At 44.2% G+C, this 15,700-nt stretch carries 12 protein-coding genes; 2 read left to right on the forward strand and 10 right to left on the reverse strand.

Going from position 1 to position 15,700, the window contains the following annotated elements; all coding sequences use genetic code 11:
- Positions 1 to 5: 5 nt before the first annotated feature.
- Positions 6 to 1,727 (forward strand): sigma-54-dependent Fis family transcriptional regulator, encoded by a 1,722-nt coding sequence (locus ACHOLT_RS18875; protein WP_425803830.1) that lies wholly within the window; start codon positions 6 to 8, stop codon positions 1,725 to 1,727.
- Positions 1,728 to 1,765: 38 nt separating this feature from the next.
- Here ACHOLT_RS18875 and ACHOLT_RS18880 read toward each other — a convergent pair whose 3' ends face one another.
- From ACHOLT_RS18880 to ACHOLT_RS18920, 9 genes are all read right to left on the reverse strand, one after another.
- Complete coding sequence (locus ACHOLT_RS18880) at positions 1,766 to 2,839, reverse strand: XdhC family protein (protein WP_425803832.1); 1,074 nt, start codon at positions 2,837 to 2,839, stop codon at positions 1,766 to 1,768.
- Entirely contained in the window at positions 2,773 to 3,987 is a 1,215-nt protein-coding gene (locus ACHOLT_RS18885; RefSeq protein WP_425803834.1) for a DVU_1551 family NTP transferase, read from the reverse strand. Before ACHOLT_RS18885 ends, ACHOLT_RS18880 begins: the two co-directional genes overlap by 67 nt.
- Positions 3,984 to 5,330, reverse strand: coding sequence for a DVU_1553 family AMP-dependent CoA ligase (locus tag ACHOLT_RS18890; RefSeq protein ID WP_425803836.1), 1,347 nt, complete (start codon positions 5,328 to 5,330; stop codon positions 3,984 to 3,986). Before ACHOLT_RS18890 ends, ACHOLT_RS18885 begins: the two co-directional genes overlap by 4 nt.
- Complete coding sequence (trsS, locus tag ACHOLT_RS18895) at positions 5,327 to 6,682, reverse strand: radical SAM (seleno)protein TrsS (protein ID WP_425803838.1); 1,356 nt, start codon at positions 6,680 to 6,682, stop codon at positions 5,327 to 5,329. Before trsS ends, ACHOLT_RS18890 begins: the two co-directional genes overlap by 4 nt.
- Before the next feature lie 50 nt (positions 6,683 to 6,732).
- Positions 6,733 to 7,359: a DVU_1556 family methyltransferase gene (gene trsM / locus ACHOLT_RS18900; protein WP_425803840.1), complete on the reverse strand. Its 627-nt coding sequence runs from the start codon at positions 7,357 to 7,359 to the stop codon at positions 6,733 to 6,735.
- A gap of 99 nt (positions 7,360 to 7,458) precedes the next feature.
- Entirely contained in the window at positions 7,459 to 7,905 is a 447-nt protein-coding gene (locus ACHOLT_RS18905; RefSeq protein WP_425803843.1) for a DVU_1555 family C-GCAxxG-C-C protein, read from the reverse strand.
- A gap of 10 nt (positions 7,906 to 7,915) precedes the next feature.
- Positions 7,916 to 8,125 carry a DVU_1557 family redox protein gene (locus tag ACHOLT_RS18910; RefSeq protein WP_425803846.1) on the reverse strand — a complete coding sequence of 70 codons (210 nt, stop codon included), beginning with the start codon at positions 8,123 to 8,125 and terminating at the stop codon, positions 7,916 to 7,918.
- Complete coding sequence (locus ACHOLT_RS18915; RefSeq protein ID WP_425803848.1) at positions 8,122 to 10,425, reverse strand: pyridine nucleotide-disulfide oxidoreductase/dicluster-binding protein; 2,304 nt, start codon at positions 10,423 to 10,425, stop codon at positions 8,122 to 8,124. Before ACHOLT_RS18915 ends, ACHOLT_RS18910 begins: the two co-directional genes overlap by 4 nt.
- Positions 10,426 to 10,528: 103 nt before the next feature.
- The gene (locus ACHOLT_RS18920; protein WP_425803850.1) at positions 10,529 to 13,252 is read right to left on the reverse strand and encodes a molybdopterin-dependent aldehyde oxidoreductase; all 2,724 of its coding nucleotides are present in this window, start codon (positions 13,250 to 13,252) and stop codon (positions 10,529 to 10,531) included.
- A 399-nt stretch (positions 13,253 to 13,651) separates the two neighbouring features.
- On the opposite strand from ACHOLT_RS18920, the gene glpK reads away from it, so the two are divergent.
- Positions 13,652 to 15,154, forward strand: a complete 1,503-nt coding sequence (gene glpK, locus ACHOLT_RS18925) for a glycerol kinase GlpK (RefSeq protein ID WP_425803853.1) — start codon at positions 13,652 to 13,654, stop codon at positions 15,152 to 15,154.
- Between the two features lie 104 nt (positions 15,155 to 15,258).
- Here glpK and ACHOLT_RS18930 read toward each other — a convergent pair whose 3' ends face one another.
- A complete protein-coding gene (locus ACHOLT_RS18930) occupies positions 15,259 to 15,609 on the reverse strand; it encodes a TfoX/Sxy family protein (protein ID WP_425803855.1) in 351 nt (116 codons plus the stop codon).
- Between the last annotated feature and the right edge of the window lie 91 nt (positions 15,610 to 15,700).

Genomic DNA, 15,700 nt, shown 5'->3' on the forward strand with positions numbered 1-15,700 from the left:
CACGGATGAAGGAGAACTGGGATCGTTTTGTCTCTGGATCAAACTCTAGTTCTGATATCGATCCGGTTATTTATCGTTCCTGGCTTCGCTCACAGAATTACAGAATTAGTGAGCGAATCCTTGATAAGGAAGTTTTGCCCGCTCATCTACTGCAAGAGCGTTGTGAAGAACATGAACCTTTGTTAAGAGCTTCTGAACTGGTTTTGCCTCATATTCTTCAAATCTTTCGCGATCTTCATTACATTGTGCTCATTTCCGACCGTGAAGGCTATGTGCTGAATGCTGTCGGCGATCCTTCTTTCATGACCCGTGCCCAGAAGGTAAGTCTGGCCCCAGGCGCTTGTTGGCATGAAAATATTAAAGGCACGAATGCGATCGGTACTGCTTTGGCTGAAAAAACACCCATAAAAATCTTAGGTTCCAATCATTTCGTTGCCGAAAATCACTTTTTAAATTGTTGGGCTACTCCTATTTATAACAGTGACGGTGAAGTTGAAGGCATACTTGATATTTCCAGTGCGTCTGCTAACCGAAATCAACCGCTGCTCGAACTTGCTTTAATGGGGGCCAGAATGATTGAACAAAATATGCGTCTATTTCAACTCCAAAAAAGCAAGCATTCGGAACAAGACTATGAGGATTTCTTTAGAATGCCGCCCCCAACCCTTTCACCCGTGATACCAATACCCGTAAAAAAGGAAAAACCCCTTTCTTGTATAGAGCATCATAAGTCTATCTATACATCGACGCCTGTATTATCTGCCAATATCGGCATTAGTGTACAGGTTCCCTGGCTAGGCCGCAGCCAAGTAACTAAAGAGGTCTATGACTTGGCTGCTAAGGCGGCAGACTCAGATATATCCGTTTTTCTCCAAGGTGAAAGCGGTGTAGGCAAAGAAGTGATGGCCCGTCATATTCATCAAATGAGTCCTCGAAGAAATGGACCATTTGTAGCTATAAACTGCGCCGCCCTACCCCCTTCCTTAGCTCAAAGTGAATTATTTGGCTATGCAGACGGTGCTTTCACTGGAGCCAAAAAAGGAGGACAAGCCGGCAAATTTGAACTTGCAAATGGAGGTACTATCTTTCTGGATGAAATTGGGGATATGCCTTCGGATATTCAGGTTCTCCTTCTCCGTGTTTTACAAGAAAAAGAAGTCACTCGAATTGGCGATGATAAAATAAAAAAACTTAATGTCCGGGTGATTACCGCGACACATCAGGATCTTGCAGAGCTGGTCAGTCTAGGAAAGTTCAGACAAGATTTATATTATAGACTAAAAGTTGTAACGATTACTCTTCCGCCGCTTCACAAACGCATGGAAGATATTTGGGATCTTGCCCCTTATTTTGTCAATAGGGCTTGCCAATCCTTGGGTAAACCGCAGTACAGTATTTCCGGAGATGTTTACGCTCATCTCTTTACCTATAACTGGCCTGGTAATATTCGGGAGCTCGAAAATTTCCTTTATAGTATGGTCGCCTTATCGCAAGGTCCCGTCTTGACAGCGGCTGATTTGCCCCGAGATTTCATTCAACAATTGACTGTCCCGGCCTCTTCAGAAGGTCCTTTGCTCTCACAGTTGACCAAACAAGCAATACTGCAAACTCTAAATAAAACGGACGGTAAAATCGCTCCAGCGGCACGTTTATTGGGAATTGGACGCAGTACTCTTTACCGTAAACTCCAGGAATTTAATATTAGGCCAAAGTATATGATGGATTAAGAGGGAGCAAAGCGCTTCCTCCTTTTTACAATTCGTTATTATCCACGCTGGACCTGAATTATTTCTGCTAAAATGCTTACTGCAATTTCCTGAGGGGTCTCAGCCGAAATTTTCAGTCCTATCGGCGAATAGACCTTGTTTAAGAGTTCAACAGATATTCCTTCTTCAGCGAGCTCACTCATTAAGGCCTTTACCCTGCGTTTACTGCCAATCATGCCAATATATCCCGCCGGTCTCTCGATAACCTGACGCAGGCAAATTTTGTCATGGCGGTGCCCCCTGGTCACTATGACGATAAAAGTAGCTGGAGTAACCTCGATCTCTTCTAAAGCTTTACAAAAATCATTGCAGATGACTTTATCAACGCTTGAAAACCGTTGTGTATTTGCAAAATAAGGGCGATCATCGACTACTGTGACATGATAACCTAAAATTTTTCCCATTTCACATAAAGGCAAAGCAATATGCCCTCCGCCAAGGACAAGCAGTTCAATAGGGGCAGTTACTTTTTCGTAAAATAACTGATATTTAAAACCTGTATTATTCTCCTGAACCTTGAATTCATGATCAAGATTAATCAGCCGAGGCTTATTTTCTTTTCCAATCGCGGCATATAGCTCAATTGCGGCAGAATTCAAATCAGGGCAGCCTAAATCACCAAATTGATGCTCGGAATTTGTAATTAGAAGTTTTTTACCGACCTGAGCTGAATCATCAGAACGAACTAAGGTTAGTAAAACAAACGTATCCTTCTGATTTATAAACTGCAAACATTTGCTCAAGAATTCGGCTTGGGATTCATCGACATATTCAATAAACACATCCATTGTTCCGCCGCAGACCATACCTTCTTCTTCTGCCGTATCATTCGTCATATCGAGGGTATACCACTTATTTATTCTATAACGTAAAGCATTAAGCGCTTCACGGCGAACCTCTGCTTCCCCGCATCCGCCGCCAATCGTTCCGTACGTCCGCCCATCCCCAAAAACGATCATCCTGGCACCGGGACTGCGCGGAGTTGAACCTTTAACACTTACAATGGTCACGAGAACTGCTGCCTGACTGTTTCCGCCGGCAATCTCCTGCAAGCCTTCTTTGATATCATCCATTTTATTTCCCCCTCAAGTGTTCCAGCCCTATGCTCTCCAAAGGGCATTTTTAAAAGAGCTTCAATTTTATCTTTAATCATTAAAGCATTTTCTAGCCGTTCCATTACCTTCTGCCTTACCATTGGATCATCTTTATATTTCTCAAGTGCAAAGGCAAATCTAGACTGTAATCCTGCTAACTGATCATTTTTAACAAGTTTATCCGCAAGATAGATAATTTCTTTTTCGTCCGGAAATTCTGATGAAGAAACACAGATATCCATATGTGCAGCAACAACTTCTGCAACTTCAGGATAATCAGCTAAACGGTCGGCTCCCTTAAGGGCATGGTTATGCTCCCCTTTAGCAATATCATGCAAAACTCCTGCTGCATGGATGAGCGGCAGATTTAACTGGCAGCCAACTTCATTCAGCCGCCTCCCTATTTCACAAGCCATGGAAGCGACTGACTGGGAATGATTGCGGACATCAACCGGGACATTTTCAAGATCCAGCAACATTTCACATTCCTTAATCGAAGGTATTGGATTTTCTCGACAGAACTTGCAAAGTTTCAGATAATCACTCGGTGTATCCATATCCAGCAAAATCCCCCGATCATTAACCGGTACATCTACAGCATAGTTTTCAAAACAGTTTAAAACAGCCCGCAGCCCGCCCTCTTCTTTCCAGCTCAAAATATCCGGTATATACCGAGCACTGATTAAAGGAGGATGTCCTCTATGCCCTAGATAACAAGGATAAACGATTTCATTTTGAGTTTGAAAGGCATGGATTAAAGATGGAATAGTTTCCGCAGAAATAATGGGTGTATCTGCCGGCAAGAGAAAAAAGCCTTTAGTTTGCGGGGGAAGATTTGCCACTCCTGTCTGAATTGAGGTAAACATCCCTTCCGCATAACGCTCATTAATTAGGACTTTCACATTTAAATTTCGAAGCAGGGGGATCAGCTGCTCTGATTTATGCCCGACTACAACTATTATATCCTGGAGACCGCCAGCCTGCATACTTTTCACGGCTTGTATAACTGCCGGAAGCCCATTAAGGGGCAATAATTGTTTTAATGTTTTCATCCGAAAAGAAAAACCTGCAGCTATTATTATTCCCGTTATTGATACTGTGGAATCCGGTATTTTGTCCTTCATCATAATTCACCGCTTTCTGGAATGATGACGATCACGCGTTTACTGCTTGTTATCCTTCTTTTCTGTTCTTCATTCTTAACCTGGACTTGAACTTTTAAATTCTTTTGCTTTACAGCTTTATTTAATGGTTCAAGCGCAGCTAGAGCGTGGACTACCGCTTCCGGCTCAATAGATATCTGATTTCCCTCAGCCTCAAATGCAGTAATCTTTAGAAGCTGCTCTTTACCTTCGTGCAATTCGGCTGAAAAATCGACAACACCTTTCAGTCCTAGTATTATCTCATCAAGTTCACTGATGTTTATACATTGGCCATTTCGCAGCTGAACTGTACCCTTTAGCCTTCCTCTCACTTTATCCATCCGTTTTAATACGGTTCCACACGGACAGGGTTCCTTTAAGAAGCGTGAAAAATCACCCGTCTTATAACGGATTAACGGCATTCCCTGACGGGTTAGCGTCGTAAAGACAACCTCTCCATATTCCCCATCAGGCAGTACTTCACCGCTCACAGGATCGACCACTTCAAAGTACAAATCAGCTTCTCTCAAGTGATACCCGTGTAAAAATTCGCACTCTACACCGCCGCCCAGACCCATTTCTGTTGAACCATAATGATTAAATACTCGACAGTCCCAAGCTTCTTGTAATGCTTGAACGATTGCTTCAGGTACATAATCCGTACTTAATAGAACATTCTTAACTCCCACTGAAACCGGCAGACCATTCGCATCGCGGTATTTTGCTAAGGAAAGCACCTGTACCGGAATGCCGACTAAACAGTCAATCTTTTCTTTCTGGATTACCGCTAGTGTTTCGGCAGGATCAAAAACCGGGCCATAGACTATGCTTTCAACCCCATGCCTAGTTAAAGCCTGTTTCAGCAAATCTCCGACACTGCCGGGATTCTTTCCCGGCAGCAAAATCAAGACGCGTGCCCCCGGTTCAACCAGCGTTGCCATACCCTGCTGAAAAAACTCAATCGTTAATTCTTGATCTGCGGCAGTAAAGTAAATCCGTTTAGGCTGACCCGTAGTCCCCGAACTCTGCAAGGTGACAATCCTGTCAATTTCCCCCTGGGAAACGGTAAGAAGCTGCAGCGGATTTATGCGGATATCTTCAGCCGTCGTAAATGGCAGACATTCTAACTGCTTTAAATTTTTAAGTTTTAAATTGCAGCCTGCCAAAAGATGTTTATAAAAAATGCTTCGGGTTGAGGCGAGTTCAAGAGTCTGATTAAGCTTATCCAACTGGTAAGCTTCTATTAACTCGCGGGTTAACCTTCTGCTATTTTGTTTTTCAATATCTAGTTTACGTGCTATCCAAGGTCCTAAAGGCGTTAATTTCATGAAGGCCTCCGGTAAAGAGAAGTTCCATCGGCAGAAGTCAGATTATAAGCACAGAACGGAATAAGCTTTCCCTCTGGACTCATGACATGAATACAACAATCCTTCAGCCTTTCCAGGTCGAGATTCCACGCATCCTGAAAAGCCATCCCCGAAATCGTAAAGGAATGGGTTTTTAGTTCATGCAATAAATTATCCCAGGAATTCGAACTCTCCTGATTCGTTTTTGTGGAAGGCACTTCCAAATTGATTCCATTCCATTGCCGAGATACAAATTTGCGGTTTTTGCTCGCCCCTACATACGCCTTCTCACCACTGCAGCACGAGTTTGTACTTAAGGCTTTAATTTTGCCGCCCGGCAGGATTCTAAAGTTTCCATGAAAGGAACAAAGCGCATTTTCGCAACCCGGCGGTTTTAGGTTATCCGTCTTGATTAAGCCCTCTGTTTGAGCCTCAATGGCCTGCATCACCTGAGGAAGGGTTATGCGATCCTCATCCGAGGGTTCTTGGGGAAAGCGGCCGAAATAACTCACAGGCTGAAAATGGATGCCGCGCACTCCTGGAGAGTTTTCGATGGCAAATTGAATCATCTCCCCGATATTATCCGTATTGACACCGGGTACAACTGTCGGTACGAGCACAACTCCTATACCATTACTTATGCAGTTTTTAATCGCCTGAATTTTTATAGGCAACAGTTTCCGGCCTCGTAACTTCGTATAAATATCGTCATCTGTTCCATCAAACTGCAAAAACACAGAATTCAATCCAGCCTTACGTAATTTTTGCACATACTCCTTATCTTTTGCTAAACGCAGGCCATTTGAATTCACCTGAATAAAAGGAAAACCGATTTTTCCTGCCAACGCAATAATCTCCGGCAAATCATCACGGACGGTGGGTTCACCGCCTGATAATTGCAGATTGCAAGCACCGCTGGTTTTATAAATCGTTTCCAACCCTTTTTGTATTTCTGCTAAGCTCGGATCAACCGTGCTTCCTCCCGCAGATGCAAAACAATAAGCACAGTTTAAATTACAACGCTGTGTCACTTCGAGCAGCGCAGTACAGGTATGCTGTCGATGATCCGTACATAAGCCGCAATCATGCGGGCAGCCTTTGTCTGCTTCCGTGTCGCATACGGGTGGTCTCGACGGAATTTTATCCCTTACCCAGCTCTGCCATTCAGGAGCCCCCTGCCATAGCAACGTTTTAAAATGCCCATGAACCGAGCAGGTCTTTTCCAAATAAACTTTATTTCCAGACAGTATTCGAGTTGCGGATAGGCGGGATAAACATTCGGGGCAGACGCTCTCTGTAATTGACAGGACTTTCCCTTCTTCATTAACTGCCAAGCGAATAACTCCTTTATGTCAAAATCAAATCGCTAATCAGGTCTCTTCTTTCAACTTTTTAAGGCAATGAGCTGAAAATAACCGGTCTTTGCCTCACGCATTGCAAGCTGAGCTTCATTTGGATTAACTGTACAGGCCGTTGATTTTAACCAAAAATTATTCATTGATCCATACTTAAAGATCATTTCACCCGTTAATTGCTTGAGTAATTTAGTGTGATCCTCCCAATGAAGGATTCTAAAGCCAACGTCTTCCAACAAGGATATGAGTTCATCTTGAAGGAGTGCACCCCTTAAGCATGAGGACACTGAAAGCTTGCGTAATCTGCTCACACCTTCCGGATTACGTGCATAAACATCATTAACCACGAATAAACCGTTATTTTTGAGAACACGATGTATTTCTCTTACCGTTTCCCGCAAATCATTCATGAGGGACAATGTACATTCTGCAAATACTCCGTCCATCTCTTCACCGGAAAACGGCAGCTTTTCACCGTATCCTTGAACCAAAGGCAGTTGAGGATTCCGGTTCTTGCCCAATTCCAACAAAACTTCAGAAGGGTCAACCCCTACAGCTTCGAGCTGATATTCACTGCGCAAGAACTCTACACTGGCACCACTGCCGCAGCCCACATCAAGAATTCTAGAACCTGGAGCAAAGGAACAAAAATCCACTGCCTTTTCTGTAAGAAAAAATCCCCCGGTCGAATGGTTTCGCCGGTTACCTGTCGCAACACTGGACTCTCAAAGAGTTTGACTCCTAGCTGCTCCATCTTAGTCCTCTTCTTCCTCTTCTTTTACAATATATTTAGCCATGATTTCACGTACCTTATAATAGGTAGCAGAAACAATACTTCCGCATTTTACAGGATAAGCATCTCCTTCACCCAGCTTTGTTTGGATGATGTCTTCACAATCACGGCTTGCATAGGTCTCATCAAACCAATCCAGCAATTCCGCTATCATTCTCCCCAGCTTAGGATGAACCTGCTCCATCGCATTACCTTTACCTGCTGCTAAGCCTATGATGGATGCTCCGCCTGTTAAAGCACCGCACGTACCACCGGAGCGCCCCATTCCTCCGCAAAGCCCCTGCATTGCTCGGATTAAATCCGGATTGTCATCTTTCCCCTCATCTTCAAGGGCCATCAGCATCATAATCTGAGTGCAGCAAAATCCTTGAGCTGCTAACTTAAACATGCGAAAGCTGTCTTGACTCATCTTTATCCCCCTATTTATCTTCCAGACTTTGCTCGACTTCCGCCATTTGACCCAAAGCTAGCTTTTCAGTAATCAACACAAACCCGCAGGATGGGCACTTATATTCCTCTACCTCGAAGTCATTCCCAAGGTAAGTCACTTTGACTTTCCCCCTTTGCAGTGCTCCGCCGCATTTACCGCACTGCCATTCTTGTTCCTCTTTTTGTTTTGCTGTTGTCATCCTTTCACATCCTCCATAATCTCCATCCTATGGAAGTATGCATTGTGGATATCAAACCCATCCTCTTTAATGCTATATTCAACCCAGTACGTTACACTTGCCGGCTTGAAATAGGCCAGGATATGGGAACTATTCTTGTTGACAAACTTACGGCCTGTGCTTTCGGCATTTTCGATAACCTTCTGCACATCTTCCAACAGTATGCGGCGTTCTTCCAGGAGTTCTTTAACCTCATCTGATATATAAAGTTTGATGGCCATATAGCTCCTTTCCGGTGCGGGTTCTTCTCGCCAAACATTCTGTAATAAATGTCTCTTAAGCCTAGCCCTGTTTTCATGACGCTCAGAAAAGCCAGGTCCAGGTTCTGAGGCCTCTTCCATCGAAGAATTATCAAACAGCAGATCCAATACATGCACGGTTGCTTTCCCTTGACCCGCAAATTGATCACGGCACATTGCACAGTAAACCACGTATTCTGAAGCACTTTCCTTCACCCTTGCCGCAGCCGTTTCGCGGCTTAAATTCCGGTTAGCAGACCACATCAGCCCGCCATAGCCGCAGCAGGTTGTCTCCTCTCTGTTGTACGGCAATTCCTCGATTTTACACCCTAACTGCTGGAGTATCTCCCGGACATAACGATGAATTTCTGTTTCATGTCGGGTCGTACACGCATCATGGATCGCCAGTTTTAAGCCCAAATCTTTCTTTTCCGGCAATCCTGTTTTATAAATAATCTCCCATAGAGAAACGACCTTGGGATACTTCGGTTTAAACATTTCATAACAGGTGGAACAGGCTGTGATAATTATGGGCTCGCCCATATCCTCCCACTGTTTGCGCATCTGATCTTCAGCTGCAGCGACAAGATCTTGTCGGCCTGCCCATTCTGCCGGCGCACCACAGCAGCGCAGCATCAACCCAACACCATCTGAAAGACTATTTTGCAGATACCCATATACCTTTTGCACCTGTTCCGGTGAAGAGGCGCTCAATTGGCAACCTGGGAAAAATAAATACCGGCTGGAGTCCGCCCCTGGCTGATGCTTAGCAAGAGCAAAAAGATCGCTATTGCTGAATTCCATATCCTCTAAGGCAAAAGCATGTGCCGAAGGCGGCATTTTCCCTCGGGCAACCATTTTCTCCCGTGTTACCTTGATGACTTCACCCATATCCAAGTGATTAGGGCAAACCACCGCACACTGTCCGCAAAGATTGCAGGAATTGATCATCTTATTGGCATGATGTATTCCCATGACAATCGATTCATTGTTATAAATTGCCCGAACATACTTTTTAGGATAAGCACCGAAACTTTCGAGGAATTTACACGCCTTGACACATTCAAGACATTGGCAATCCAGGCATCTCCCGGCTTCAGCTAAAGCTTCCTCCTTGCTTAGTTCCTGGCTTAAGCTCTTTAGGACGGGAGGAACGCTTTTCACATTCTTCAGACTTACAAAGAGATCTGTATCAAACTCTCCCTCATTTTCCCTCGAGGCAGTAAGCGAAGCCTGTTGCAGATAGCGGTCAATAGACAGCGCCGCACGTTTTCCGTCAGCTGCAGATTTTACAAAAGATTCCCCGATCCGCATACTCCCTCCAGCAAAAACTCCGGGCTGAAAAGTAGTAAACGTTGTCGGATCAATAACACAGTTGCCATTGCCATTTTTAATATCCGCCGGAACTTTGCCTTTTATTCCACAGGCAACATAAACCGCTGCAAATTCTTCTTTAACTTGCAAAAGCGGTAAATCGCTTCCTACTTCAGTATTTAGCCGTACTTGCACTCCGTTTTTCGCCAGTACCGATAACTCATCTTCGATAACCCTGCTAGGCAGAATTTTTTCATCCAGCTCTAAAAGTCTGCCTCCCAATTTTGGCTTCCGTTCGAATAACACAACCGAGTAACCCTTTTTAGCAAGCTCCCAAGCTGCAGTTGCTCCGCTTAACCCCCCGCCGACTACGGCAATACGCTGTTGTTTAGGTGAGATAGCCTTTGGGCGCAGCGGTGAGACAGGATAATGATTGACAGTGAATCTTTCCAGTTCACCAATTAAGATCGTCCCCCCGGCATCCTTACGGACACAGGAATTTTGGCAGGGATGATCACAAATACGACTGATTATACCGGGAAAAGGCTGTCTCTTTTCGAGGACTTTAGCAGCTCCTTTATAATCTTCTTTCTGTATCATCCGCATCAATTCCCGAGCATCCACATGTAAAGGACAGGCTGCCGCACAAGCAGGCAGACTTTCCTGCGTACATTTTTGCTCTAATTCCCGAGATTCCAGCTGTTCCACTACCATCCACCCGTTTCTAAAGTTTTTAAGTCAATAAACTATCTTATTGGACACGGAACCTAAAACGGATAAATCCGTTTTAGGTTCTCGTACTCACTTATGATTATTTGTTTTGCAATCCTGCCAGAATCTTTTCTGGGAGTGCAGGTAATTTGGTAATACGAGCGCCGCATGCATTGTAAATTGCATTGATTATTGAAGCATGTGGACTGGTCAGCGGCAATTCTCCTGAACCGGAAGCGCCGAAAGGACCATGCGGCCGTGGGGTTTCAACATAAAGAATGTTGAAATCGTCTGGAATATCCTTAGGATAAGGAATACCGCAGCTATACATATCAATGTGCTTATTGAGATCCTCAAAGTCCTCGGTCAAAGCTAAACCGATCCCTTGAGCAATACCGCCATAAATCTGACCGTCGACAACTAATCTATTGACGATACATCCAGGATCGGCAACGCAGGTCATCTTAACGACCTTTGCTTTTCCTGTTTTCATATCGACTTCGACTTCAGGCATAAAGATTGCATACATATAGCAGGAGAACGGATTGCCTTGTCCTGTTTCTACACTGCAATCGCTGGCAGGTGCTGTCCATTTGCCCAAATATTTCAGAGACAGACCTTCTGCAACCATTTCGTCATAGGTCCGATACGTTCCATCTGCTTTTTCCATTGCCTTTACTAACATTTGGCAGGCTACTCTGGTGGAGTTTCCGGTCATAACTTGGGAACGACTGCCGCCGGCAACACCGCTATTTGGTGTAATTGAGGTGTCATTCATGACTAACTTGATATTTTCCGGTTTAATTCCCAAAGGACGTAAAGCCTCATGAGCTGTTCCTAAAGTACCCATATCAGCACCTTGTCCATGATCTTCCCAAGAGTTATAGATTGTTACTACTCCATCGGCTGTAAGTTCTGCTGCTGATTCAGAGGTATCCGCCCCATCAAGTCCTGCACCGTAAACACCAATCGAGATACCCACACCACGTTTTACTTCATCGGTAGACAATTCTTTAACTCTCTTTTTAGCTTCAAGGTAATGAGGACGAAGTTTATCCATCATTGCCTCGAGTGAATAAACATCAGGTTGGCAACCGGTTGGAGTTGTATCTCCAGGTCTGTAGATATTTTTATACCGTAAATCGAAAGGATCTATTCCTAATTTTTCGGCGAGTTCATCCATCAGAACTTCGGAAGCAAACTCACTTTGCGGTGAACCGTAACCCCGGAATGCAGAACCCCAGGCATGATTCGTACAAACTGTACGTCCATTTCCACGGATGTTAGGAATATAGTATCCAGCGCCAATGAACTGTGATCCACGCATGGTTAATAGGTCACCGAATTCGGAATAGGGGCCATGATCGACTGACCAATCGGATTCCATAGCCAGCAATTTACCTTCTTTAGTTGCCCCAAATTTTACATTCATGAAGAAAGGAGAACGCTTGCCGGTATAGGTTGTTTGTTGATAGTAGTTAAACTCGAGATATACCGGTTTACCCGTTGCCACAGCGGCAACACCCAGTAAAGCTTCGATTGTCGGGCTAAATTTATAGCCAAAGGTACCGCCGGTCGGATTCTGAACGAGAACCAGTTGATCCGGATCAACCCCAATACCGGGAGCAATCATCGCATGATGAAGGTGGATACCGATACTCTTGGAGTGAATAATAAGCTTACCTTCTTCATCAAAATAAGCAAAACCGACATCTGGTTCGATGGGCAAGTGGGGTTGCCGTCCAACGTAGAAATCGTCCTGAACTACAACATCCGCTTTTTCCATAATGGGTTGAGTTTCTTCCCCTTTGCTGATCTTGGTTTCAAAGTAAACGTTAGGGGTTCCAGGATGAATCTCAATCGCATCGTCAGCCATAGCAGCCGGAACGCTCATATACGCCGGTAAAACTTCGAGTTCAACTTTAACCTTTTCCGCAGCATCCCTTGCGTGATCAGGAGTATCTGCTGCAACAATGGCAATTGCATCCCCGAACTGGAAGACTTTTTTATCATTCAGAATGGGGCGATCCCATCCGTCCCCTTTATTGGACGGAAAGGTAATAAGTCCGGTAATTGCATTTTTACCTTTAACATCCTTATACGTAATAACCTTGTAAACTCCAGGCATCTTTTCAGCCTCGGAAGTATCAATGGAAAGGATGTTGGCATGGGACACTTTAGCTTGTACGAGTTTAAGATGAAGTGTTTCAGCGGGTAAGGACAGACCAAGGTCTGCTCCGAAATCCCAAGTACCTGTAACTTTGGCCAAAGCCGAAGGACGAATATATTTAGTACCAAATACTTGGCCATCTTCAGGAAGTTTATACCACAGATCTTCTTTAGTGATCTCGCCTCTCATCAAACGGGCAGCATCCATAACTGCATCAACAAGCGGCTTATAACCCGTACAGCGGCAAACATTGCGGTTCTTTTGGAACCAATCCCGTACTTCTTCACGAGTTACATTAACATTGGCGTCTAACAGGGCTTTAGCAGAAACGATAAATCCAGGTGTACAGAAACCGCATTGAGCAGCACCATGAACCATCCAGGCTAATTGAAGGGGATGCAGCGTATTTTGGGATCCGACTCCCTCAATCGTCGTAATCTCCGCATTATCGGGAACACGTTTCATCTTCGTTACACAGGAACGAATCACTCTTCCGTTCATAATGACTGAACAAGCGCCGCATTGAGCTTTGCCGCACCCGATTTTGGTTCCGGTTAAATGTAATTGTCCTCTCAACGCATTGGCTAGATCCAACTCTGGGTCAACAAATAATGTTTTCGTTACACCATTGACGACAATACTCTTCTTAATCAAACTCTAGCTCTCCTCTCAAATTAGATATTTTGCAGAAGGAAAAATAGTATGGACCGTTAATTCATCCTCCCCTTCTTTGTTAGTGAAAATGCTTGCTCTATACTTATTATGCAAATCTCATACCATAGCCTAAATTCACTGATTTTTCACCTAAAAAACTAGACATTATGAATCCTCTTTACTGTATAATGCGTATTAATATGAAACACTCCAGAGAAAATTTCTCTTTCCCATACACTTTGTATTTTTTAATCTATGCCTCCGAGTCGAGTTTTAACGAAAGGATAGAACTTTACTGTATAAATAAAGAGCCTGTATAAATGCACGCTTCAAGGTTTTCAAAGACATGATGGCGAATTATTATAAAAAGCGTTTAAAGGTTTAAGGGAGGAGATCAACGTGAAGAAAAAATACATACTTGCGCTCGATCAGGGAACAACGAGCTGCCGCGCCATTCTCTTTGACCAAAAAAGCCAAATCATCGGTATCGCCCAAAAGGAATTTACCCAATATTATCCCTACCCGGGCTGGGTTGAGCATGATGCGGAAGAAATCTGGAGCACACAATACGGCGTTATCGCGGAACTCCTTGCTCGTTTGCAAGTGAATTCTGAAGAAATCGCAGGAATCGGAATTACGAATCAGCGGGAAACAACGGTCATTTGGGATAAAGAAACGGGTAAGCCTATACACCCTGCCATCGTTTGGCAATGCCGAAGATCCACAGAAATTTGTGATGACTTAAAATCCCGCGGACTTGAACCATTATTTAAGGCCAAAACAGGTCTTGTTATTGATGCCTATTTTTCGGCAACAAAAATCAAGTGGATTCTTGACCATGTCCCAGGCACGAGAGAAAGAGCAGAACGCGGGGAGCTTCTCTTTGGAACAATGGATACCTGGCTTGTCTGGAAACTTACTCAGGGGAAAATTCATGTCACGGATTACTCGAATGCCTCTCGAACTCTGCTTTACAACATCCGTGATCTCCATTGGGATGAGGATCTTCTCCATGAACTTAATATTCCGTCTGCTATGCTTCCTGCTGTTAAACCCTCAAGTTATATTTACGGAACAACTTCGGCAGGTGTCTTTTTCGGTCATGAGATACCGATTGCCGGGATCGCTGGAGATCAACAAGCCGCTCTTTTCGGGCAAACCTGTTTTGAACCCGGTATGGCTAAAAACACGTATGGCACCGGATGCTTTATGCTGATGAATACAGGCGACCGTATGATTGAATCTCAAAGCGGCCTTTTAACAACAATTGCATGGGGAATCAATGACAAAGTCTCCTATGCGCTTGAAGGAAGCATTTTCATTGCCGGGGCTGTTATCCAGTGGGTACGGGATGAGTTAAAATTTATTGAAACCGCTTCTGATTCCGAATACTTTGCTTCCAAGGTCCCCGATAACGGAGGGGTTTATGTTGTCCCTGCTTTTACCGGACTCGGAGCTCCGCACTGGGATATGCGAGCACGAGGCGCTATTTTCGGTCTCACCCGCGGCAGCGGAAAAAACCATATCATTCGCGCTGCTCTAGAATCCATCGCCTATCAGACAAAGGATGTTCTCGCGGCCATGGAAGCAGATTCGGGGCTTCGTTTAAAACTCCTCAAAGTCGACGGCGGAGCCGTCGCTAATAATCTCTTAATGCAATTCCAAGCCGATATTCTAAACGTCAAGGTGGAAAGGCCTCTGTGCATTGAGACAACAGCCTTAGGTGCTGCCTATCTCGCAGGACTTGCGACAGGCTTCTGGTCCGGTACCGAAGAACTGATCAAGCGCTATCAAATTGACCGTCACTTTCATCCTCAGATGGAAGAGGAGAAAAGAGAGCGATTTTATCTAGGTTGGTTAAAAGCCGTTTCCCGAGTTAAAGACTGGGAAAGGGAAGATTGATAAAAGAGCCGATTAGAAATTATCTCATCTCCGTCATATAAAGAACGTCAGAGTGCTGCCACAAGATGAATGGCAGCACTCAGTCAACGAAATAGGATTCGATTCTACTCTTTGCCCTTCTTACTTTTGGGCATATTGTTTTTTGATGCTATGCAGGCTTTTCTTGCCCACTCTAGTAAAGCATGTCGATCCTCTAATATATCAATGGGCACTTCGTAATATGGCATGACCATTGGCTTATCTATAAATGGTTTGAACGGTCCCATACCCTCTTTTTCGTAATCTGATCTGTTTGAATCGTCCACCTTAAAATATAGTATGTCATCAGCAAGTAAACCGAAAATCAACCCGTCATAGTAAATCCCAGCGCCGCCGAACATTTTTTTAATTGTCACGAAACCCAATGGTTCAAGTTGATCCAAAACATAATCTTTATAACTTTCACTAACAGCCATCCGTTATCCTCCCAATTATGAACTCCTACTCAATAATGAAATCTTCGGATTTAAAATTACTATAGTACCTTCCACTCTGTGCATTAAACTT

This window comes from Desulfitobacterium nosdiversum (genome assembly GCF_049860565.1).
In the GTDB taxonomy this organism is placed as follows: Bacteria; Bacillota; Desulfitobacteriia; order Desulfitobacteriales; family Desulfitobacteriaceae; genus Desulfitobacterium_A; species Desulfitobacterium_A nosdiversum.

Bases quoted from the DNA above. Each gene is read 5' to 3' on its own strand.
- ACHOLT_RS18890 (WP_425803836.1), bottom strand. From the start codon at position 5,330: ATGAAATTAACGCCTTTAGGACCTTGGATAGCACGTAAACTAGATATT.
- ACHOLT_RS18930 (WP_425803855.1), bottom strand. From the start codon at position 15,609: ATGGCTGTTAGTGAAAGTTATAAAGATTATGTTTTGGATCAACTTGAA.
- ACHOLT_RS18910 (WP_425803846.1), bottom strand. From the start codon at position 8,125: ATGACAACAGCAAAACAAAAAGAGGAACAAGAATGGCAGTGCGGTAAA.
- ACHOLT_RS18880 (WP_425803832.1), bottom strand. From the start codon at position 2,839: ATGGATGATATCAAAGAAGGCTTGCAGGAGATTGCCGGCGGAAACAGT.
- ACHOLT_RS18875 (WP_425803830.1), top strand. From the start codon at position 6: ATGAAGGAGAACTGGGATCGTTTTGTCTCTGGATCAAACTCTAGTTCT.
- ACHOLT_RS18885 (WP_425803834.1), bottom strand. From the start codon at position 3,987: ATGATGAAGGACAAAATACCGGATTCCACAGTATCAATAACGGGAATA.
- ACHOLT_RS18905 (WP_425803843.1), bottom strand. From the start codon at position 7,905: ATGAGTCAAGACAGCTTTCGCATGTTTAAGTTAGCAGCTCAAGGATTT.